The sequence below is a fragment of the Sphingomonas sp. ERG5 genome, from assembly GCF_000803065.1.
GTDB lineage: Bacteria > Pseudomonadota > Alphaproteobacteria > Sphingomonadales > Sphingomonadaceae > Sphingomonas.
Genome location: NZ_JSXI01000056.1, coordinates 14,984 through 34,746 on the forward strand (window position 1 = coordinate 14,984; position 19,763 = coordinate 34,746).

Consider the following 19,763-nt stretch of genomic DNA (forward strand, 5'->3'; position numbering starts at 1 on the left):
TCAGGGGCGCGTCACCCGTGCCCGCCAGGTGGTGATGAAGTTCGTATTGCCGCGGCAGCTATCCATGTCGGATTGCGCGCTGAGACGGAATTTCGCGCCGTCCCACACAAAGCTTTGCCCCGTCCCGCAATCGGCCTGACCGCGATTCTTGCCGTAGCTGGTCAATGTTCCGCCCTTGTATTTGGCGTTGAGCACCAGCGGCACGATCGTCGCTTCGCCCGACCCCGTGGGCGAATCGAAGCGCGCAGGGCGCGGCTTGCCATTGTCGATGATGAACACCGCGTATGAGATATTGTAGACCGCCGCGACGCACTGGACCAGCACCAGCGCCTTGTCCGCGCCGAGCGCGAAGGCATCGGCTTTGCCCGGGATTGTGGGATCGACATGGCATTTGGCCGAGCGGGCGAGCGCCGTGATTTGCTGCGCGGTCGGGCGTGCCGCCTGGCCGGACGGGCGCATCGCGATGATCATCGGCAGGATCGGTGCGGCGGGCACTGCGCTGGCCGGTTTCGCGCCCTTGGCGACGAGCGCGGTGACGCCGCCGTCGCGGCCCTGCGCCGTGTCGATCTGGCGCAACGCGGCGGCGAGGCCGTTTGGCGATAATGTCGCGATGCGCTTGCCGCTCGCATCGGTCACGGTCAGGGCCTTGCTGGTGCCGAGTAGCGCAGCGACGGCCATTGCGCCGGTTCCGTCGAGCGTTACGCCGCGCGCCGTTGACTTGAACGTCTTGCCGACCGGTTTTCCGTCGATCGACAGACCCGCCGGCACTGCGCCATCGACGACCGCGGAGAGACTGATGCGCAACCCGCCCTCGGGTCCGGCGTCGCGGGTCAGGTTCAGCGTTGCATTGACGCTCGCGCCGATGACCGGATCGAGCGAGGCGAGGCTGCAGCTATTGCCATTGTCGCACGCGACCACCCAATCCTTATATGTCTTGAGTTCGGCGGGATGCGGGGATGGGTCCGGGAGTGGAGCAGCAGCCAGCACCAGCATAGCGAATGTCAGCATCGAACCTCTCCCATCATCCGGCGGCTATGGGATAGGCGAGTGAAATTGAACAATGCCAAAACGCGCGGCCTTGGCAAAAAGACGGTATGGCGGGCGTTCCATGCGACGAGGTCGTCCGGGGTGTTCAAGGCCTGGCCGGTGTCGCCCGCCACACCGCGAGCCAGTTGACCGACCCCTGGCATTCATCCATCCGCCGCGCTTCGATCAGGCGAAACAAGGTGCCGTCCCAGACATAGGCCTCGCTCGTCCCGCAATCGCCGAGACCGCGTCCCTTGCTGTAGCTTTGCAGCCGTGCGGCCGTCACGTCCCAACCGGCATTGACCAGGGTCGGTGTGCCGCCGGCCTCGGTCCCGCCCGGCGGGAAATCGAACCGGGCGAGCACTGGCTTGCTGCCGGATACGATCAAGGCGACGGTCGAAAAATTATAGGCGCCGCTACCGCAGGGCAGCAGCACCAGCGTCTTGCCGCCGGCAAGCGCGTCGCCTCTGATCGGATCGCTGACCTGGGTGTCCTCCGTGTCGCAGCCTGACAGGTCGACCATCCGTTTGAGCAAGGCGGGCGTGATCGTGGCGGCCTTGCCTGACGCCGGGAGCGAGGGAATCCGTGGCGGGGGCAGGGCGGCCGGTACCGCGCTGGCCGGCTTGCCGCCCTTGGCCACGGCCGCGGTGACGCCGCCGGCGCGGCCCTGGTCGGCGTCGATGAAGCGCAAGGCCGCCGCCGATCCGGCGAGCGACGCATGGGCGATCTCCGTGCCGGCGGCGTCGGTCAGGCTGAGCCTTTTGCCATTGGCCAGCGCCGCCACGATCGCCATCGCTCTGGCGCCGGTCAGCGTCAGCGAATCCCTGACGATCGTCCCGCCGGCCACGACCTTGCCGTCGATGCGGATCGAGGCCGCGCCATCGTGACCGCCATTGCTCGAAATCTCGAACATGAATCCGCCGTCCTGGCCCGCTGCCCGCGCAATCGAGAAATAGCCGCCGCTATCGCTGCCATCGGCCATCTCCTGTGTCGGAATGAGCGAGGTCATCTCGCAGGCATGGACATTGTCGCACGCGACCGCCCAGTCGCCAAAGGTCTTGATCGGGCCGGGCCTGGGCGACGCGGGGCCGGCCGCTGCGGCAAACAAAAGCAGCGAAAGGATCATCCGCGCGTCCTAGCTCAACGCCGCCCAAGTCGATAGGAGCGATGCGACATGAGGCAGGACGGAGCGAAACGATGCAATCGGTAGGCGTGATCGGGGCAGGGCAGATGGGTGCGGGGATCGCGCAGGTATCGGCACAGGCGGGCTATCATGTGCTGCTCACCGATGTGTCGAAGGAGCGCGCCGAGGCGGGCAAGCTCGGCATCGCCAAGGCGCTCGACCGGCTGGTGTCGAAGGAGAAGATCGACGGCGCCGCGCGCGACCAGGCGCTGGCGCGGATCGAACCGATCGAGGGCGTGCAGGGCATGTCGTCCTGCGGTCTGGTGATCGAGGCGGCAACCGAGCGCGAGGAGATCAAGCGCAGCATCTTCGCCGAAGTCGGTAAGGTGCTTGGCCATCAGGCAGTGCTCGCGTCGAACACCTCGTCGATTCCCATCACGCGCCTTGCGCAATCCTCGCCCGACCCAAAGCGCTTCATCGGCGTGCATTTCTTCAATCCGGTGCCGGTGATGGGCCTGATCGAGGTCATTCGCGGCCTCGCCACCACGGACAGCACCGTCGCGCTGATCGAAACCTATGCCAGGGCGCTGGGCAAGCAGGTGGTGCGCGCCAATGACGCGCCCGGCTTCATCGTCAACCGCGTGCTGATGCCGATGCTCAACGAAGCGTGCTTCGCGCTCGGCGAGGGCGTCGCGACGATCCGCGACATCGATCTTGCCTGCCAGCTTGGCCTCAACCATCCGATGGGCCCGCTGACGCTGGCCGATTTCATCGGCCTCGATACCTGCCTGGAGATCACCCGCGTGCTGTTCGAAGGCACGGGCGATCCCAAGTTCCGACCCGCCCCGGTGCTGGTCAAATATGTCGAAGCCGGCTGGTACGGCCGCAAGACCGGACGTGGTTTCTACGATTATTCCGGCGATGAGCCCGTGCCGACGCGCTGAGATTTCGCCCGGTCGGAAAGGAATAACCGGTGGCCCATCCCATGCTTCTCGCGCTCGCGCTGCTTGGCGCGGGCGCGCCATCCGAGGCTCCGATCGACGCAAGTGACCCCGGAAAATTCGAACAGCAATTGCGCGACATGGGCTATGCGCCCAGCAAATTCGAAATCACCGGCGAAACCGCGACGACCACGATCCAGCTCGGCCATGGCGACAAGCTCAGCATCGCCCTTGGTGGATGCACCAAGGGGGCGGGATGCTTGTACATCACGCTGGTCGGGGCCTTTTCTGATGTGGAAAAGCCCCCGGCCGACTGGGTCGCCCGGATGAATGTCGACTATGATCTGCTCAAGGTCTGGGTCAACGACACGGGGCAGCTGGCCTATTCGTCCGGGAGCGTCATGACGGGCGCTTCCCGGTCAACGCTGCGCAACTGGATCGACCTGGTCCGTGAATCGAGCCTTTATCTCGCACGACAGGCGATGACCGATAAACTCACCACGAACACGAAACCGCCGCTCAAGCGCTGAGCGCTTCAAGCCATTTCTGGTGCCAATGCTCCATCCGGCGCGGGAAAAGCAGGCGGCCGGCGCGGGCGATGAGGCCGTGCTGGGTTTCCTCGGTCAGGATGGTGCAGCCGCCACCGTCGCGCGGGGTGATCAGCCAGGCGTGATAGGCGCGTACGCCGGAAGATTCGGCGAGCCAGGCGATGCGCGTCTCAGGGTCGAACTCAGTCACCCGCGTCTTCAGCGCCACGCCGAAGGTTCTCCACGTGAAATGCGCCCCGGCGAACAGATCCGCGCCGCCGCCCTCGATCTTCACCTTGCTGGCGTTGGCGTAGATCAGCGGCCAGTCGGCAGCGCGAATCAGACGCCGCCAGACGATCTGCGGATTGGTCGCGGTCTCGATGCGGTTGACGACATGCACCGGGCTGTTTGCCGGCGCGAAACCGTCCGGCCAGCGTATCGTCACTTGGCGGCGGTCCTGGCGGGCTGCTGAAAGGAGACCAGCGCCGCGACCAGCGCCAGGTCGTCGCCGGGCGCGATCGGCGCCTTGTAGACGGCACGCATCTTTTCGACCGTCGCCTGCCATTTCTCCGGCGCCAGATGCGGCTGGGTGGTGATCATCTCGACCGAATGGCATGCGGTGCAATTGCGCGTGACCAGTTCACCCGCCGGGCCCTCCGGCAGAACGGCGGTGGCGTCGGGCAGGGCGATCGTATCAGAAGCCAGTGTGATGCCGCCGCCCGAGATGGACGGCCCCTTCGTCACCGCTGCCGGCGCGGCGGTCGGATCGACCCGGCGGATCAGGAAATGCCAGCCTGCCGCGAGCAGCGTGAACGTCAGCAAGGCGGCCATTGCGACCTTGAAGCCGATCGACCGCATCACGCGACCCGGACCGCGATCGATTCGATCGCGCTGCGCATGAAGCCGCTCGGGTTCCAGATCGGATCGGCGACCTGAGTCTCGCCGGCGGTGTTGGTGCAACGCACCGCCAGATGGTAGCTGCCGGGTTTCAGCGCCGGGATCGTGGCGTTCCACAGCCGGAAGCCATATTTGCCTTCGTCCGGCCCCAGCGGTGCCGCGTGCCAGCTCGCGCCGCCATCCATCGACAGATCGACCCGCGCGACGCCCGATGCGCCGCCCATGGCAAGGCCGCGCACGAAAAAGGGCGAGTTCGCCATCACGCTCGCGCCGTCGGCCATGTTGGTGACGAAGGACCGCGGCACCATGCGGTTGATCGGCACGGTCGGGAAATCCTTCGCGCCCGGCGCGACATTGGCGCGCGGTGCGGTCGGGATGCGATACGCCTTGTCCATCCAATAGCCGGTGTCCGGTGTCGTCAGCACCTCGATCCGGTCGAGCGCCTTGATCCAATAAGTCGAATACCAGCCGGGCACGACGAGCCGGAGCGGGAAGCCGTTGAGCATCGGCAATTGCGCGCCGTTCATCTGGAACGCGATCATCACCTCGCCGTCGCGGGCATGATCGATCGCCAGCGACTTCTCGAACGCCGGCGCACCGGGCGGCGGCTTGTCGAGCCCGCCGAGCCGCACCGCGGCCGCGCCCGGCGCGACACCGGCGCGGTCGAGCACGTCCTTCAATCGCACGCCAACCCATTTGGCATTGCCGATCGCGCCGTTGCTCCACTGCGCGCCCGGCACGCGGGGAAAGAAATGGCCGCGCGAATTGCCCGAGCATTGGTTGATCGCGGCGAGCTCGACGCGCGGCATGGCAAGCAGGTCGGCGAGCGACAGCGCGATCGGCTGGCGCACCGCGCCGCCGACTCTCAGGCGGAAGCGGGTGACATCGACCGAAGTCGGGATGTCGTCATAATGCCAGCGCACGAAGAAACGGTCATTGGGCGTGAAGACAGTGCCGTCGAACGCCTCGAGCGGCGTTTCGAGCAACGGCGCGCGGCCGCGCTGCAGGATCATGGCGCCCTTGCCCGGAAAGGCAGTGGTCAGCGGGCGGCTGCCATTGCCGCCGGGCAGGCCGAGATCGGCGAGTGCCTGCGCCCAGGCCGGCGCGGTCGCCAGGCCGGCGCCGCCAAGCCCGATCAGTCCGAGAGCGCGGCGGCGGTCCATTTCAGCCATTGGTCCTGAGCGACATCTGCATCGACAGCGGCGCGAAGCGGGCGACCTGCCGGCCGACCATGCAGAGCTGTTCGACTACGGCGGGTTCGCTTGCGCCGCCTTCCTCGTCGAACTTGGTCAGCTGGCTGTTGATCGCCGCGGCGAAGGGCGTCGGCCAGCCGCGCAGCGCATGGACGATCGAGCGCAATGCCGCGATCGTGCTGCCGGTCGCTTGCCAGCCATAGGCGGTGGCGATCAGCCCGACCGGCATATCGGCGAGATAAGGGCGATCGGCGTCGCGCGCGGTCTCCTCGAGCAGGTCGAGCGCATTCTTGACCACGCCTGAGATACTGCCGTGATAGCCCGGGCTGGCGATGATCAGCGCGGATGCCTGGCGTATCGTTTCGACGAATTCGATCTCGTCCGGCGTCCGGGTCGTGGCGCGCGGATCATAGAGCGGCAGTCGCGCCATGTCGGCGCCACCGAACATGCGCGTGCGGAACCCCTCGCGCCCGGCCGCATCGAGCGCGATGCGCAGCGCGCGTTCAGTCGAGGAGATGCCGCCGATCGTCCCGCCGATTCCGACAACCAGGGGAGCATCGGCAGGAGCATCGGCCATGGGCAAACCTTTTACAGCGGGGCGTGATCGATCCGTGGCAGCACGTGCCGGGCGAACAGATCGGCTTCGGTGGCATGGGGATAGCCCGACAGGATGAATGCCTCAATGCCCATGTCGCGATAGGCGTTGAGCTTGGCCAGCACCTGGTCGGGATCGCCGACGATCGCCGCGCCGCAGCCGGAGCGCGCGCGGCCCACGCCGGTCCACAAATTGGGCTCGGCATAGCCGTCATCGGCGGCGTTTTCGCGCAACGCCGCCTGGGCGGCGACGCCGGTCGAGGTCGAATCGAGCGACTTGGCGCGGATCGCCGCGCCTTCCGCCGCATCGAGCTTGGACAGCAGCCGGTCGGCGGCGGTGCGCGCCTCGGCCTCGGTCTCGCGCACGATGACATGCGCGCGATAGCCGAATCGCAAGGTGCGGCCATGTTTTGCGGCGCGGGACTTCATGTCGGCGATGATCGCGGCGACAGTCTCCTGCTTGTCGGGCCACATCAGGAACACGTCGCAACCCTTGGCCGCCGCTTCGCGTGCATCTTCTGACAAGCCGCCGAAATAGAGCAAAGGCGCCTTGCCCGACACGGTGCCGATGCTCGGCGGGGCGAGCTTCAATTTCCAGAAGTCGCCGTCATGGTCGAGGCTCTCGCCGTCGAGCAGGGTCTTGAGGATCCGCATCGCCTCGACCGTGCGGGCATAGCGCGGCGCTGACGGCATGGTTTCGCCGGGCCTGTCGGACGAGATGATGTTGATCTTCAGCCTGCCGCCCGACATCTGGTCGATCGTCGCGATCTGGCGCGCGAGCTGTGGCGGCCAGGCCTCGCCGATGCGTACCGCCATCAACAGGTTGATCCGGCTTGTCGCGGCGGCGATCGCGGCGGCAAAGGCCGTGGTATCGATGCCCAGCGCGTAACCCGACGGCAGCAGGATATTGTCGAACCCGCCGGTCTCCGCCTGCATCACGATGTCGCGGCAATGCTCCCAGCTCGACCTCAGCCTCGGATCGGGCACGCCGAGAAATTCATAATCATCGTCACACAGGGCCGAGAACCAGCTGATCTCGCACGCGCCCCTGCGCGTCGTATCGGTCGTCATGGCAGTCTTTCTCCCCGTGACGCGATCAGCACGTCGTACCAGGCCTTGCGCGTCCAGCGCGGTTTGAAGGCATCGCCGATCGCGGCGATCCGTTCGGCATTCTGCGTGCCGACGATCGGGATCGCGCGCGCCGGATGCGCCATCACCCAGCTATAGGCGGCCGCTGCGCGGTCGACGCCCGCCTCGGCCGCGACACTGTCGAGCGCTGCGGCGACCTTGCGGCTGCGTTCATCCTGCGGATCGCCGATCCGGCCGCCGCCAAGCGGCGACCAGGCGAGGATGGCAATATCGCGCGCCATTGCGAGGTCGAGCAGCCCGCCGGTGATCGGCTCAAGCTCGAGCGGCGAAAATTCCGGCTGGTGGCTGGCAAGCGCTATGCTCAGCAAGCTGGCCAGCGCCTCGGTCTGCGCGACGGTATAGTTGGACACGCCGACCGCGCGGACCTTGCCCGATGTGACCATGTCCTCAAGCGCGCGCGCCACTTCCTGTGGATGCGCGAGGATGTCGGGGCGGTGGATCTGGTAGAGATCGACCTGCTCGACGTTCAGCCGCCTGAGTGATGCGTCGAGCGCGGCGGAAAGATAGGCGGCACTCGAATCATAGGGCACTGGCGGGGTGATCCCGCCCTTGGTCGCGAGGACCATGCGCTCGCGCAGGCCAGGCGTTTCGGCGAAAATCCGTCCCAGCAGCGACTCGGCATCGCCGAACCCGCCCGTGCCGTTGAAGCCATAGATATCGGCGGTGTCGAACAGGGTGACCCCGGCTGAAAACGCCGCTTCGATCAGCGCGCGTCCCTCATTTGCGGTGGAGTGGCCGAAGCGCCACATCCCCCAGGCAATCGGGCTGACCATCAATCCGCTCTTGCCGAGCGGGCGGGAATCGGGTGTAAGCATGATTTCAGACATCGCTGTCATATAGGATCGATCCTCGTGGTAGAGCAAGTGCGTTATGGTTTGGTGGGCGCGGGTATGATGGGCGTGGAGCACATCAACAACCTTGCGATCACGCCCGGCGCGGTGGTGACGGCGCTGGCCGATCCGACTCGCGGCTCGCTCGACGGGGCGAAGAATGCGCTGAAGGATCGCGCTGACGGCGTGGCCGTGTTCGACGATGCGGCGACGCTCGCCGCGAGCGGACGATGCGATGCGGTGATCGTCGCCAGCCCCAATTTCACCCATCGCGAGGTGCTGGTGCCGCTGTTCGATGCGGGCCTGCATATCCTGTGTGAGAAGCCTATCGCCACCACCATCGCTGATGCGCGCTGGATCGTCGATCGTGCGGCCCAGTCGGACAAGGTATTCTGGACCGCGATGGAATATCGCTTCATGCCGCCGGCCGCCGCGTTCATCGCCGAGGTGAAGGCGGGGCGGATCGGCGCGCTGCGGATGCTCTCGATCCGCGAGCACCGCTTTCCCTTCCTGCCCAAGGTCGGCGACTGGAATCGTTTCAGCCGCAATACCGGCGGCACGATGGTCGAGAAATGCTGCCATTTCTTTGACCTGATGCGGCTGATTACCGGGGCCGAGGCGGTGCGCGTCTATTGCTCGGGCGCGATGGACGTGAACCATCTCGATGAGGATTATGCCGGGGAGCGTCCCGACATCATCGACAACAGCTATACGACGGTCGATTTCGACAATGGCGTGCGCGCGATGCTCGACCTGTCGATGTTCGCCGACGGCGCGGAGAATCAGGAGGAGATCGCCGCGGTCGGCGACCAGGCCCGGCTGGAGGTGCTGATCCCCGAAGGCGCGATCATCTATTCGCCGCGCGTCGGCTTCATGAATCCGAAGCGAGCCGAACGCCGCCTGGTCGCGGTCGATGAAGCGGCGCTCAAGGCCGGCAGTCATCACGGATCGACCTTTTACGAACATCAGAAATTCAACGCCGCGGTGCGCGGCGCCGGCCCGGTCGAGGTCAGCGCGCATGACGGGATGATGGCGGTCGCGATCGGCGCGGCGGCGGAAATCAGCGCGCGCGAACATCGCGTGGTGGAGATGAGCGAACTGGGCTTCTGACCCAAGCCGAGCTTTACGACCGCCTAGTCTGATTACGCTGTCAGATCGGGCCAATAACGATAATACCCACCAATCGAATGGGAATTGAGGGAGGATTTATGAAGCGAGCTTTCCATCTGTCCGGCGCGGCGCTGTTCGCGTTGATCGCCGCGACGCCTGCGTTCGCGCAGGATGCCGCACCCGCTGCCGCGGAAGAGACCGCGACGGCGGACACCGTCGATTCGGGCGACATCATCGTCACCGCGCAGAAGCGCTCGGAGAATCTGCAAAAGGTCCCGGCCGCGATCAGCGTGATCAGCGCCGAGCAGTTCGACGCGCGCGGCGGCGTCAACGTCCAGTCACTGCAGCAGCTCGTGCCCAGTCTCAACTTCAAGGAAAGCGCGACGACGATCGATTCGTCGCTGTTCCTGCGCGGCGTCGGCACGATCAACTTTTCGATCGCCGCCGAACCGAGTGTCGGTTTCGTCGTTGATGGCGTGACCTATGCCCGCTCCGGCGAAGCGTTTGGCGACCTGTACGATGTCGAGCGGATCGAAGTGCTGCGCGGGCCGCAGGGCACGCTGTTCGGCAAAAATTCCTCGGCCGGCGTGGTCAACATCGTCACCAAAAGGCCGGGCGACAAATTCGGCGGTTATGTCGAGGCGCAGGCGACGACCGACGACGAATATAAGCTCAAGGCGGCGATCGACATCCCGCTGGGCGAGGGAATCAGCAGCCGTTTCACCGGCACCTATGCCAATTTCGACGGCACGGTGCGCAACGTCACGCTCAACCGCACGGTCAATGGCTATGAGCGCTATGGCATACGCGGCATGATCGTCGCCGAGGCGACCGATGCGCTGACCTTCACCCTGATCGGCGACTGGCGCCACACCAATGCCGATTGCTGCGCCGAGGTGATCGGCATGGTGCCTGGCAATGGCCTGGCTGGATCGCTCAGCGGCATCAAGCTCGCTGCGGAGAAGACCCGCGAGATCCGCCAGAACACACTGACCGAGACGCGCGAAACCAGCTGGGGCGGGTCGCTCCAGGCCGATCTCGATATCGGATCGGCGGGCACGCTGACGTCGATCACCGCATATCGTGATTACAAGAATTACGGCATCCGCGATGGCGACTTCATCGATCAGGTCTATGTCAATCCGCCGGGTATCACCGGCCGCAATCAGTTGAACGATTTCGGACCGCAGCCATCGACCACCTTTACGCAGGAAGTTCGTCTGGCTTCGCCCGGCAACCAAACGGTCGAATATGTTTTGGGAGGATTTTACTACAAGGCGAAGCAGGAGCGGACATTCGAGCGCGACGATATCGTCTGCACGGCATCCACCCTGCCGCCGCTATCGTCGGGTCTCATTCCCTGCGCTCCGGGCTCCTCGACGCTGACGTTCCCGAGCGCGGTCGGCAATTTCGGCTCCACGATCGAGAATGTGGCGGCTTACGGCAATGTCACCGTGCGCGCGACCGACTGGCTGCGACTGATCGCCGGCGGGCGCTTTACCCATGACCGGATCAGCGCGTTCAACGTCCGCTCGGCCGCGACCGGGGCGGGCCCGGGCCTGGTCGGGGCGGCGGCGAACTATCGGCTGAAGACCAGCCAGAGCGACTTCTCCGGCAAGCTCGGCATTCAGGCCGACATCACCAATGGGCTGATGGCCTATGCCACCTTCAGCCAGGGCTATAAGGGCCCGGCGTTCAACGTCTTCTTCAACCAGAATGACAATCAGCTCGCACCGATCGCGGCGGAAACGTCGAATGCCTATGAACTCGGCACCAAGTTCAAGACCGCCGATGGCAGCTTCACGCTCAACACCGCTGTCTTCTACGCCAAGTACGACCATTTCCAGGCCAACAGCTTCGTCAATCTGAACGGATCGGTCGTCACTCAGCTGACCGATGCGGGCTCGGTATCGACCAAGGGCGTGGAGATCGAATCGGTGATCCGGCCGGCGCGCAACTTCACCATCAATGCCGGCATCGCTTATACCGATGCGCAGATCGACAAGTTCAACATCCCGGCGGGCTCGCCCGCGACCGCGACTGACCGGCGCGGCGAGCAATTGCCGCTGGCCCCGACCTGGAAGGGCAATATCGGCGCGACCTGGAAGATCGAGACCGGCGGCTTCGCCAATGTCGAGATCGGCAGCAATATCTCGCTGACCAGCGATCAGGTCTCCTCGCTGCAGGCCGGTGTGACCCCGGGCGATCTTGCGGTGCGCCGCGCGATCACCATCGACGGTTATGCGCTGGTCGATGCCAATATCGCGCTGGTCGATCCGAACGGGGTGTGGCGGGTCAATTTCATCGGCCGCAATCTGACTGACAAAAGCTATGCGTCGCTGATCACCACCGGCGGTCCCGGCGGCAGCTATCGCTATCTCCTGCCGCGCGATGTCGATCGCTATTTCGGCGTCGCGGTGCGGTTCAACTACTGACACGGAGGGCCGGGGATGAAATATCAGCAACAGGCGCGCCAGTTTGTCGAGCAGGGCTATGCCGTGTTCGAAGGCGCGCTGGCCGGTGACGCGCTGACCCTGTTGCGCGGCGAATGCGATGCGTTCGTCGCGCGGGAGGATGCGCGAATGGATGCGCTTGGCGTCGACACGATCGGCATCAGCCATCGCGGCAAACGCTATTTCGCCAATGAATGCCAACGCGTCGCGCCCGAAATCCGGCACATGCTGTTCAGCGACACGATGGCGGAAGTCTGCCGCGCGACGATCGGCGACACGGCCTATTTCTTCTTCGATCAGTTCGTCGTGAAGGGGCCGGAGGGTGGGCTGCCATTTTCCTGGCATCAGGATTCAGGATATGTCGTCGGTAATGGCGGTCCGGTCGATCACGCACCCTATGTCACCTGCTGGTGCCCGCTCGACGATGCCACGATCGAGAACGGCACGGTGCGGCTGATGCCGGGCAGCCATCGGAACGGTATCGTGCCGCATGAGCGTCAGACGGGGAGCAACGATCTGGTCGGTGCGCCGGCCGAGACCGAAGGGCTCATCGTCGAGGCGAAGGCGGGCGACATCGTCGCTTTCTCCAGCCTGTTGCTCCACGCGACGGGCGCGAACCGTACCGATCGCGCGCGGCGCGTGTTCCTGGCGCAATATACACCCGAAGCGATGCTCAATCCCGGCACGAAGCAGCTGCGCCGCAACGCGATCGCACTGCTGCAGAATGGCGAGCAGGTGACTTTTGCTTAGCAAGGCGGCACCAGCCAGTGTTTCGGGAAGCGCTTCTGATTCCCGGATTTTTTCCTGATGATCCTGTCTCCGGCGCGGCGGAATGTGATCTTCGCGCTGGCGATCACCGCAACGTTGCTCAATCTGGTCGACCGGCAGATCATCGCCGTGCTCAAGCCCGACATCGCCCATGACATGGGCTGGACCGACAATGATTACGGCACGCTCGCCGCCTGGTTCCAGGGGTCGGCGGCGGTGGCGTTCCTGTTCACTGGCTTTGCGGTCGACAAGCTCGGGGTGAAATGGGCCAACCCGATCGGCGTCGCGCTGTGGAGCCTTGCGGCGATGGCGCATGCCTTTGCGCGCGGCTTCAGCAGTTTCGTGTTCTGCCGCATCGCGCTCGGCGCGACCGAGGCGATGGGCACGCCGGCGGCGATCAAGACCATCGCGGTGATCTTTCCGCCGACCCTGCGCTCGTTCGGCTATGGCCTGGTCAATACCGTGGGCAGCCTCGGCGCGATCGTCACGCCGCTGCTCATCCCGACGGTCGCCCTGCTCTGGGGCTGGCGTGCGGCGTTCCTGATCGGCGGCGGCCTCGGCCTGGTCTGGGCCGGCGTCTGGCTGCTCGCGGTAAAAGGAGTTCGGTTCGAAGGCGATGACGCATCGACGCGAAGCGACGCAACCGCGACGACCACCCTCGGGCGGAGCATCTTTGTCGAGCGGCGCACCTGGGCGATCGCGATCGCCAAATTCCTGTCCGACGCGACCTGGTGGCTGATGCTGTTCTGGATGCCCGATTTCTTCCATCGCAGTTTCGGGCTGACCGGCATTGCGCTCGGCACGCCATTGGCGATCGCCTATACCTGCAGCGCGATCGGGTCATTGATCGCGGGGGCGACTGCCTCGCGGCTGATCCGCCAGGGGTATAGCGTCGAGAAAGTCCGCAAGGGCTCATTGCTGGTCGCGGCCTTGCTGGCCTTGCCGTTGCCATTCGCCGACACGGTGCACAGCTATGCGCTGGCGGTCGCGCTGATCGGGCTGGTGATGGCCGCGCATCAGGCTTTCTCGGTCAATCTGTTCGCGCTGATTGCCGATGTCTCGCGGCCCGAGAAGATCGGTCGCGTGACCAGCTTCGGCGCGTTCAGCGGCAATATCGGCGGGATGGTGATCGCCAAGGCGGCGGGGCTGACGCTTGCCGCCGGGCTCGGCTATCTGCCGCTGTTCCTGTTCGCGGGGGGATCCTATCTGCTGGCGGTGATCGCGATCCAGATCCTGTTGCCGCGGCTGCCGCTCGATGGGATGGGCACGGCGATGCCGGCGGCACCGCATTGACAGGTGTATTTTCGGGACGGGTGTATTTCGGGGCGGCACTGGCCTAGCCTCGGCAGAAGCGAATAAGGGCGACCATGGCGACGAGACAACCCCGACCCCTGCCGATGGCGGCGGATCTCTATGGCGATATCGAGCCGTCACCCAAATCGAGCTGGCAGGGCTATCTTCCCGGCCTGGCGATCGTCGCGGCGGGGACGCTCGCGGCGGCCTTTCTGTCGGATCATTACGGCGCGCCACTGACCCTGATGGCGCTGCTCATTGGGCTTGCGCTCAATTTCCTCAGCGCCGATACGCGCCTCACGCCGGGGCTCGCCTTTGCCTCGCGCTCGCTGCTGCGCTGGGGCATCGTGCTGGTCGGGGTGCGCATCACCTTCGGGCAGATCGTCGCGCTTGGGCCGGTCGCCTTGCTGTGTGTGCTGGCGATCGTCGCGCTGACCATCGGCGTGGGGATTCTCGCCGCCCGGCGTTTCGGCTTTGATACCGCCTTCGGCACGCTGGCCGGCGGCGCGGTGGCGATCTGCGGCGCGTCGGCGGCGATGGCGCTGGCCACGACGCTGGGCGAAAAGCGCACCAGCCAGGCGCAGCTGACCATGGTGCTGGTCGGCATTTCGGCGCTGAGCGCGCTGGCGATGGTACTCTACCCGATCGCGGCGCACGCACTGGCGATGAGCGATCTCAAGGCCGGCTTCATGCTCGGCGCGGCGATCCATGATGTCGCTCAGGCGCTGGGCGCGGGCTATTCCTATTCCAAGGATGCCGGCGATATTGCCGCGATCGTCAAGCTGACGCGCGTCGCGATGCTCGCGCCGGTGCTGGCGATCGTCGCCCTGTTCCTGCGCGGCGATCCGTCGCGCGCCAAGGGGCCGGGAATTCCCTGGTTCGTGGTCGGCTTCTTCGTGCTCGCCGGGATCAATTCCTTCGGCGTGATCCCGATGGTGGTGGCGAAAGGCGCGGAACAGATCGCCGGCGGCCTGCTCGCCGCGGCGGTGACGGCGACCGCAATCCGCTCGCCTCTGTCGCAACTGCTTGAGGCGGGGCCGAAGCCGCTGTTCGTCATCCTGGCGGCGACGGTGGTCGCGTTCCTGCTTTCGCTGGGCGCGGCGCTGATGTTCGTCGGATAGCACGCTGTCGAGCAGGGCTGATCCACTACCCGTTCGCACTGAGCTCGTCGCAGCCCATGCGCTGCACGTGCCCTTCGACAGGCTCAGGCGAGCCGACCTGTGCGGGCTTATTTCGGCGCTGGTCCCGTAGAATCCCGCACCACCAGCTCGAACCCGATCTCGCGCCGCTCGACCGGCGCATCTTCGCCCGCAAGCAACAGATCCGCCGCCTGAAACGCCATTTGCCGGGTCGGCTGGCGGATCGTGGTCAAGGGCGGCCACACGAAACCGGCCAGCGCGGTATCATCGAAGCCAGCGACCGACAATTGCCCCGGCACGCTGATGCCGCGCCGGTGCGCGACGGTCAGGGCGCCCGCCGCCATGTCGTCGCTCGACGCGAAGATCGCGCTCGGCGGCACGTCCAGCGACAGCAATATCTCGGCGGCCGCGGCGCCCGAGGCGAAATCGTAGCTGCCCTCGGCCATCAGTGCCGGGTCGGGGGCGATGCCCGTGGCCTGCATGGCCTTGAGATAGCCGTTCCGCCGCTGCCCGCTCGTCGCATAGCTCGGATGCCCGGCGATAAAGCCGATGCGGCGATGGCCCAGCCCGATCAGATGCTCGGTCATCATCTGCGCCGCTTGCTCATTGTCGATGAAGGTCGAGGAGGTCAGGTCGACATCGCCGCCAGGCGACACGCGCACGAAACGCACCCCGCGCCGCGCGAGCAGGTCGAGCACCGCCGGATAGTCGGTCACTGGCGGCGTGAGGATTAATCCATCCACATTGGTTGCATCTACCAGGCTCTCGACATCGTCGAGCAAGGTGGTGGAGTCGCGGTCATAGGGCTGGGCGATCATCCGCACGCCGTCGGCCTCGCAGCGGTCGCGGATTCCCGACTGCATTTCATAGACATAATAGGGGCTGGGATTGTCGCAGATCAGCGCGATCTGGAAGCTGCGGCGCCCGGCGAGCGACCGCGCGGCGGTGCTGGGGCGGAAGTTGAGCAAGGCGACCGCGGCCTGGACACGGGCGCGGGTCTCCTGGCCGACATAACGTTCATTGTTGAGGACGCGCGATACCGTCTTGATCGACACCCCCGCTTCGCGGGATACGTCCTTGATGGTCGCACGCACTTTGTCGCTCCGCGGTTTCGCTTCTTCCCCGGGTGTGCCCGAGCGGACCGGTGACGTCCATCCCCGTACGCCAATCGCTTGCGGTCACTGTTTTATCGATGTAATACAGCTCTCCGCCATGCTGGCGGCCTGACTCGGAAACGATCGAACCAGATGCGCCCCTACCCCTTCGATCCGGCGACCGCCCCGTCCGGCAATGCCCCTGTCGGACGGACCGTGGGCGGCACTCGGGCGCCGCTCGAATTGTCCGACGGCATGCCCCCGCCCGCCGGCCATGGCGCGCAGGATCCGCAGGGCGATGGCTATGCGACGAACCTGCCGGTGCCGTACCGGCGGTCACGCTGGCGCTGGCCGATGCGCATCCTGGGCGGCGGCATCATCCTGTTCGTGCTGGCGGTGATCTGGCTGGCCTTCACGGCGCCCTTGTCCAAATCGCTTGAGCCGCTGACCCCGCCGAGCATCACGTTGCTGGCCGAGGATGGCACGCCGATCGCGCGGCGCGGGGCGATCATCGGTACCCCGGTCGATGCGTCGAAATTGCCCGCCAATGTCACCAACGCGTTCCTGGCGATCGAGGACCGGCGCTTCAAATCGCATTGGGGCGTCGATCCGCGCGGCATCGCACGCGCCTTCTGGCATAATATGACCAGCAGCGGGCGCAGCCAGGGCGGCAGCACGATCACCCAGCAACTCGCCAAGAACGCGTTCCTCGATTCGGACCGCACCGCGGCGCGCAAGATTCGCGAAGTGATGATCGCCTTCTGGCTCGAGGCGTGGCTGTCGAAGGACGAAATCCTCTCGCGTTATCTGTCGAACGTCTATTTCGGCGATAATGTGTACGGCCTGCGCGCGGCGGCGAAGCATTATTTCAGCCGCGATCCGGAAAATCTGTCGATCGGTCAGGCGGCAATGCTTGCCGGACTGGTCAAGGCGCCGTCGAAGCTCGCGCCGACGGTCAATCTGAAGGGCGCGCGCGACCGGCAGAAGCTGGTGGTCGGGGCAATGGTCGAGGGCGGTTTCCTCGACAAGGCGACTGCCGCCGATGTGTCGCCGGCGCGGCTGTCGATGAGCACGACCAGGCAATTGCCCGACGGCACCTATTTCGCCGACTGGGTGCTGCCCGAGGCGCGCGATCGCGCCGGTGCGATCGCGACCGAAACCACCGTCAAGACGACGCTCGACCGGCGGCTGCAAAAGGCGGCGGAGCGTGCGATCCGCGGTGCGGGCCTGAAACAGGCGCAAATCGCCTTGGTCGCGATGCGGCCCGATGGCCGGGTGGTCGCGATGGTCGGCGGCAAATCCTATGCCGACAGTCCGTTCAACCGCGCGGTCCAGGCGCGACGCCAGCCGGGATCCGCCTTCAAGCTGTTCGTCTATCTCGCCGCGTTGCGCAGCGGCCTGACCCCGGATTCGATGATCGAGGACGAACCGGTCACCATCGCCGACTGGTCGCCGAAGAATAGCGATGGGCGCTATGAAGGGCAGATCACGCTGCGCCGCGCCTTTGCCAAATCGAGCAATGTCGCCGCCGCGCGGCTGATCCAGCAAGTCGGGGTGAAGAATGTCATCCGCGCCGCGCGCGACCTGGGCATTTCCACCCCGATCGCCAATGAAGCGACGATCGCGCTCGGCACCTCGACCGTGTCGTTGCTCGAACTGACCTCGGCCTTTGCCGCCGTCGCCAATCAGAGCTATCCGATTCGCGCCAGCGGGCTCGAACCGAATGGCGATCGCAGCTGGCTGCAAAGCCTGACCGATCGCACACATCCGCTGACCGGCGATCTGCACGACCATATGCTCGACCTGCTCTCCGCCTCGGCCGAGACCGGCACCGGGCGGCAAGCGGCATTGTCGGTCAAGACCTATGGCAAGACCGGCACGACGCAGGACAGTCGCGATGCGCTGTTCATCGGTTTCGCCGGCGACCTGGTGGTCGGGGTATGGGTCGGCAATGACGACAATACGCCCAATGCCGGCCTGTCGGGCGGCGGCGTCCCGGCGCGGGTCTGGCGCGATTTCATGACGCGTGCGCTCAACGTCGGTGCCGCCGTCGCGCCGGTGACCGAAGCGGCCGACAATGAGATGGATCCCGACGCCGCCAACGCCCTCGGCCTGGACGGAATCAATATCCCGCTGGAAGGCGAGATTGAGGGGCTGGGTCTCAATCTGCGCGTCGGCCCCGACGGCATCGAGCTCAACCGGTCGAATCGCGACAATCGCGGCGACCGGCCCGGCGACCGACCGCGTCGCGAGGATCGCGCGCCAGCCGGTGGCGAGCCACCACCCGACGAACCGCCGCCCGATCCGCGTTAAGACAGGATTCGGGTTGAACCGATCCGCCACCCCCGGTTCGTTTCGAGCGACGTCGAGAAACGAACGGAAGGATGGCAACCGCTCAATCGCCACGGTTGACGAGACCCGGGTGGCGCAGCAAGGCTCCGCTCATGCGCTTCTTCTCCGACAATGCCGCCCCGGTCCATCCCGCCGTCTTCGCGGCGCTCGAACAGGCCAATACGCTCGACACCGCTTATGATGGCGATGGCTGGAGCCGCCAGCTCGACGCGCGCTTCTCCGACCTGTTCGAGGCTGAAGTGCGCGCGCTCTGGGTGCCGACGGGCACCTCGGCGAATTGCCTGGCGCTTGCCGCGCTGTGCCCGCCGCATGGCGCGGTGGTGTGCCACCGCGATGCGCATATCCAGAATGACGAATGCGGCGCGCCGGAATTCTATACCCATGGCGCGAAGCTGCTGCTTGGTGACGGGGAAGGCGCGAAATTGACCCCCGACCGCATCGCCGCGATCCTCGATGCGACGCGCGACGATGTCCATCAGGTTCAGCCGCACGCGATCTCGATCACCAACGCGACCGAATATGGCTGCGTTTATACCCCCAATGAAGTGGCGGCGATCGGCCATCTGGCGCGCGAGCGCCGGCTGGGGCTGCATATGGACGGCGCGCGCTTCGCCAATGCGGTGGCGCATCTCGGCTGCACCCCGGCCGACCTGACCTGGCGTGCCGGCGTCGATGTGTTGAGCTTCGGCTTCGTCAAGAATGGCGGGATGAGCGCCGAAGCGTTGATCTTCTTCAGGCCCGAACTGGCGGCCGCGACGCTGTACCGCCGCAAGCGCGCCGGGTTGCTGCTGTCGAAAGGCCGCTATCTTGCCGCGCAGATCCATGCCTTGCTCGACAATGACCTGTGGCTCGACAATGCGCGTGCGTCGAACGCCGGGGCGACGCTGCTGGCCCAGGCGGCGGGCGACCGGCTGGTCCATCCGGTCGAGGCGAATGAAGTGTTTCTGCGCGTCACCGCGGCCGAAGCGGAAAAGCTGCGCGCCAAGGGTTTCGACTTTTACGACTGGGGCCCGGGCGAGGCGCGGCTGGTGATTTCCTGGGACCATCAGCCCGACGCGATCCGCCCGCTCGCCGAGGCGATTGCGGGACTTTAGGGTCGTTTCAGCAAGACGGCGCCATCACGCGAACCACCAGAACACACCGAACCAGAAGGCCGGACTGCTCGCCAATATGGCAAGCAGTATCACGCGGTCGAACAGGGTCATGCCCCGGCGCGGCGATTGCTCTACGAGTTCGGAAGGTGGCGTCCTCATGTCCTGCCCCCCTGGCCAGGT

At 65.7% G+C, this 19,763-nt stretch carries 19 protein-coding genes; 9 read left to right on the top strand and 10 right to left on the bottom strand.

Translation table 11 applies throughout. The features are described from left to right. Together OO12_RS17910 and OO12_RS17915 are read right to left on the bottom strand one after the other, a co-directional pair. Nucleotides 1-1,008 carry a DUF1176 domain-containing protein gene (locus OO12_RS17910; protein WP_034160097.1) on the bottom strand — a complete coding sequence of 336 codons (1,008 nt, stop codon included), beginning with the start codon at nt 1,006-1,008 and terminating at the stop codon, nt 1-3. Nucleotides 1,009-1,132: 124 nt separating this feature from the next. Further along, nucleotides 1,133-2,152 carry a DUF1176 domain-containing protein gene (locus OO12_RS17915; protein ID WP_034160098.1) on the bottom strand — a complete coding sequence of 340 codons (1,020 nt, stop codon included), beginning with the start codon at nt 2,150-2,152 and terminating at the stop codon, nt 1,133-1,135. A gap of 71 nt (nt 2,153-2,223) precedes the next feature. On the opposite strand from OO12_RS17915, the gene OO12_RS17920 reads away from it, so the two are divergent. Further along, a complete protein-coding gene (locus OO12_RS17920) occupies nt 2,224-3,093 on the top strand; it encodes a 3-hydroxybutyryl-CoA dehydrogenase (RefSeq protein ID WP_034160099.1) in 870 nt (289 codons plus the stop codon). Between the two features lie 29 nt (nt 3,094-3,122). Next, entirely contained in the window at nt 3,123-3,620 is a 498-nt protein-coding gene (locus tag OO12_RS17925) for a YbjN domain-containing protein (protein WP_152616507.1), read from the top strand. Here the strand turns inward: OO12_RS17925 and OO12_RS17930 are convergent. From OO12_RS17930 to OO12_RS17955, 6 genes are read right to left on the bottom strand one after another with little or no spacing between them, the layout of a single operon-like run. After that, nucleotides 3,610-4,062: an SRPBCC family protein gene (locus OO12_RS17930; protein WP_052216013.1), complete on the bottom strand. Its 453-nt coding sequence runs from the start codon at nt 4,060-4,062 to the stop codon at nt 3,610-3,612. The genes OO12_RS17925 and OO12_RS17930 overlap by 11 nt on opposite strands. Continuing rightward, nucleotides 4,059-4,478, bottom strand: a complete 420-nt coding sequence (locus OO12_RS28665; RefSeq protein WP_034160101.1) for a hypothetical protein — start codon at nt 4,476-4,478, stop codon at nt 4,059-4,061. The genes OO12_RS17930 and OO12_RS28665 overlap by 4 nt, the downstream gene beginning before the upstream one ends. After that, nucleotides 4,475-5,686, bottom strand: a complete 1,212-nt coding sequence (locus OO12_RS17940; RefSeq protein WP_034160102.1) for a molybdopterin-dependent oxidoreductase — start codon at nt 5,684-5,686, stop codon at nt 4,475-4,477. Before OO12_RS17940 ends, OO12_RS28665 begins: the two co-directional genes overlap by 4 nt. Continuing rightward, nucleotides 5,679-6,284 (bottom strand): NADPH-dependent FMN reductase, encoded by a 606-nt coding sequence (locus OO12_RS17945; protein ID WP_034160103.1) that lies wholly within the window; start codon nt 6,282-6,284, stop codon nt 5,679-5,681. Before OO12_RS17945 ends, OO12_RS17940 begins: the two co-directional genes overlap by 8 nt. Nucleotides 6,285-6,295: 11 nt before the next feature. After that, nucleotides 6,296-7,372, bottom strand: a complete 1,077-nt coding sequence (locus tag OO12_RS17950) for an LLM class flavin-dependent oxidoreductase (RefSeq protein ID WP_034160104.1) — start codon at nt 7,370-7,372, stop codon at nt 6,296-6,298. Continuing rightward, on the bottom strand, nt 7,369-8,277 hold the full coding sequence (locus OO12_RS17955) for an aldo/keto reductase (protein WP_034160164.1): 909 nt from the start codon (nt 8,275-8,277) through the stop codon (nt 7,369-7,371). The genes OO12_RS17950 and OO12_RS17955 overlap by 4 nt, the downstream gene beginning before the upstream one ends. Nucleotides 8,278-8,313: 36 nt before the next feature. Here OO12_RS17955 and OO12_RS17960 point away from each other — a divergent pair, with 36 nt between their 5' ends. The 5 genes from OO12_RS17960 (at nt 8,314) to OO12_RS17980 (ending at nt 15,025) form a co-directional block, all read left to right on the top strand. Further along, nucleotides 8,314-9,390: a Gfo/Idh/MocA family protein gene (locus tag OO12_RS17960; RefSeq protein WP_034160105.1), complete on the top strand. Its 1,077-nt coding sequence runs from the start codon at nt 8,314-8,316 to the stop codon at nt 9,388-9,390. Between the two features lie 98 nt (nt 9,391-9,488). Further along, entirely contained in the window at nt 9,489-11,825 is a 2,337-nt protein-coding gene (locus OO12_RS17965) for a TonB-dependent receptor (RefSeq protein ID WP_034160106.1), read from the top strand. A gap of 15 nt (nt 11,826-11,840) precedes the next feature. Beyond that, nucleotides 11,841-12,593: a phytanoyl-CoA dioxygenase family protein gene (locus tag OO12_RS17970; RefSeq protein ID WP_034160107.1), complete on the top strand. Its 753-nt coding sequence runs from the start codon at nt 11,841-11,843 to the stop codon at nt 12,591-12,593. 57 nt (nt 12,594-12,650) lie between these two features. Then, the gene (locus tag OO12_RS17975; RefSeq protein ID WP_052216015.1) at nt 12,651-13,904 is read left to right on the top strand and encodes an MFS transporter; all 1,254 of its coding nucleotides are present in this window, start codon (nt 12,651-12,653) and stop codon (nt 13,902-13,904) included. 74 nt (nt 13,905-13,978) lie between these two features. Then, nucleotides 13,979-15,025 (top strand): YeiH family protein, encoded by a 1,047-nt coding sequence (locus OO12_RS17980; protein ID WP_235364854.1) that lies wholly within the window; start codon nt 13,979-13,981, stop codon nt 15,023-15,025. A 107-nt stretch (nt 15,026-15,132) separates the two neighbouring features. Here the strand turns inward: OO12_RS17980 and OO12_RS17985 are convergent, their stop codons facing one another. Continuing rightward, nucleotides 15,133-16,137, bottom strand: coding sequence for a LacI family DNA-binding transcriptional regulator (locus OO12_RS17985; RefSeq protein ID WP_034160109.1), 1,005 nt, complete (start codon nt 16,135-16,137; stop codon nt 15,133-15,135). Nucleotides 16,138-16,290: 153 nt separating this feature from the next. Between OO12_RS17985 and OO12_RS17990 the strand changes: the two genes are divergently transcribed. Together OO12_RS17990 and OO12_RS17995 are read left to right on the top strand one after the other, a co-directional pair. Further along, nucleotides 16,291-18,450: a PBP1A family penicillin-binding protein gene (locus OO12_RS17990; RefSeq protein WP_052216016.1), complete on the top strand. Its 2,160-nt coding sequence runs from the start codon at nt 16,291-16,293 to the stop codon at nt 18,448-18,450. 131 nt (nt 18,451-18,581) lie between these two features. Beyond that, nucleotides 18,582-19,583, top strand: coding sequence for a threonine aldolase family protein (locus OO12_RS17995; RefSeq protein ID WP_034160110.1), 1,002 nt, complete (start codon nt 18,582-18,584; stop codon nt 19,581-19,583). A 24-nt stretch (nt 19,584-19,607) separates the two neighbouring features. Here OO12_RS17995 and OO12_RS29315 read toward each other — a convergent pair whose 3' ends face one another. Further along, nucleotides 19,608-19,742 carry a hypothetical protein gene (locus OO12_RS29315; protein WP_268747928.1) on the bottom strand — a complete coding sequence of 45 codons (135 nt, stop codon included), beginning with the start codon at nt 19,740-19,742 and terminating at the stop codon, nt 19,608-19,610. Between the last annotated feature and the right edge of the window lie 21 nt (nt 19,743-19,763).